The sequence below is a fragment of the Actinacidiphila oryziradicis genome, assembly GCF_005047355.1.
Taxonomy (GTDB): domain Bacteria; phylum Actinomycetota; class Actinomycetes; order Streptomycetales; family Streptomycetaceae; genus Actinacidiphila; species Actinacidiphila oryziradicis.
In genome coordinates, this window is record NZ_SUMC01000303.1 from 1 (window position 1) to 1,882 (window position 1,882).

2 protein-coding genes are annotated in these 1,882 nt (G+C 64.9%); both read left to right on the forward strand.

From position 1 onward, the window contains the following. The first annotated feature begins 252 nt into the window (after positions 1 to 252). Positions 253 to 1,269, forward strand: a complete 1,017-nt coding sequence (locus FCI23_RS55415) for an IS3 family transposase (protein ID WP_169317494.1) — start codon at positions 253 to 255, stop codon at positions 1,267 to 1,269. A 68-nt stretch (positions 1,270 to 1,337) separates the two neighbouring features. Continuing rightward, positions 1,338 to 1,538, forward strand: a complete 201-nt coding sequence (locus tag FCI23_RS55420; protein ID WP_136731725.1) for a hypothetical protein — start codon at positions 1,338 to 1,340, stop codon at positions 1,536 to 1,538. Positions 1,539 to 1,882 lie beyond the last annotated feature (344 nt).

Here is a 1,882-nt window from a genome sequence, read left to right on the forward strand (position 1 = left end):
CGGGCCGGCAGGCAGTCGTAGAAGTCGGCACGGAATCGTGACAACACGGACAAGGACTCGACGCGGGTGGCGTCATCAACAACACTCATTGCAGCGGCCGTTCTTGTGACACCTTCGAGCTCGACACTCCGAAGGATCACGGACGGCCGCGCTTGCTGTCAGGGGAATGGGGAACCCCGACGAGAAATGATCTTGGCGAGCTTAAATCTCAAGCTTGGAACTGCTCTCCGAGAGCGCGGACTGAAGCATGCCGTGGACCCGGTCGTGGACGAGGCCTTCACCGGCCTGGAGAGCGAACTGGGCACCACGGCCGCCTGCCGGCTGACCGGCCGCTCGCGGGCGACGCACTACCGGCGGCTGAACCCGCCGCCCGCGGCACCACACGAGCCCAGGCCCAGCCCGCCGTCAGCCCTGTCGGCCGACGAACGGGCCCAGATTCTCGCGCTGTTGAACTCCCCGGAGTACCTCGACCTGCCACCCGCCCAGGTGTGGGCACGGGAACTGGACGAGGGCCGCTATTGGTGCTCGGAGCGCACGATGTACCGGATCCTGGCCACCGCAGGGCAGAACGGTGAACGCCGCAGACAGGCCACCCACCCGGCCAAAACCGTCCCACAACTCCTTGCCACCGCCCCCTGCCAAGTCCTGACCTGGGACATCACCAAGCTCCGCGGACCAAACAAAGGCGAGTGGTACCACCTCTACGCGATCATCGACATCTACAGCCGCTACATCTGCGGCTGGACCGTGGAAAGAGCCGAAACCGCCCAGCGAGCCGAGGAGTTGATCCGCGAGACCATCGAACGCAACGGCATCGTGCCCGAAACTGTGCACGCCGACCGCGGCACCTCGATGACCTCCAAGAAGGTCTCCCAGCTCCTGCTCGACCTCGGAGTCACCAGAAGCCACTCCCGCCCCAAAGTCAGCAACGACAATCCCTACAGTGAGAGCCAGTTCAAGACCATCAAGTACTCCGAAGACTTCCCCGAGAACTTCGCCTCGCTGGCGCATGCCCGCAAGTGGTGCGAGGGGTTTTTCCTCTACTACAACCACGAGCACCGGCATTCGGGCATCGGCCTCCACACACCCGCCAGCGTGCACTTCGGCACCGCCGACCTGGTCCGCGAACAACGTGCCGTCACACTCTCCGAGGCCTACCAGCGACACCCCGAACGCTTCGCCCGACGCCCCAGACCACCCCAGATACCCACCAACGTCTGGATCAACGAACCAAAACCCGAAACAGAACCAGTCCAACAGAACACATAGCACTAGACCGTCTCATTTGACTTGACAGCTTCCGGGTCACCGAGACGGACTACACCTACTTCCGGGGCATGGACGGCGACACCCTGCCCAACGGTGGCAGCCGGTCGGTGACGGTCAGCGACTCCCGGGGCGACACCGGCATAGCCGACCTGGACCAGTACGCGGGAGCGACCTACGAGACGATCGGGTACAACGGCTCGGGTACCGGCAAGGTCGCTCTCGGAGTCATCCAGAGGTGGTTTGTTGACGGCGGGTCAGGGCTGCGGTAGGCCGGTAGCAGAGGAACGTCGCCTCGCCGTCTGGGGGCTTGTGATGACCCTGTGGGACTCTGTCGCCCGATCCGCGGTGAGGGCCGATTCGATCAGCCTCATCAGCACGTTCACCGTTAGCCGCCGGTCGGTTTCGGCAGGCCGGCCGAATCGGGCGACAGAGGTACGTCCAGCAGCTCGGGCGTCCGTAGAGATCGAGGAGGTTGAAGGGTGTGGGCAGGGTCCCGGGCCCGATGGTTCACCCGTCGCGCCGAGGCGGTACCGGGGGGATGGCGGCCATGGTGGGGATCTCCGCGGGGTCGATCTTGAACGCCGCCGGATAGGTCGCCGGGTCGGTGGCGTAG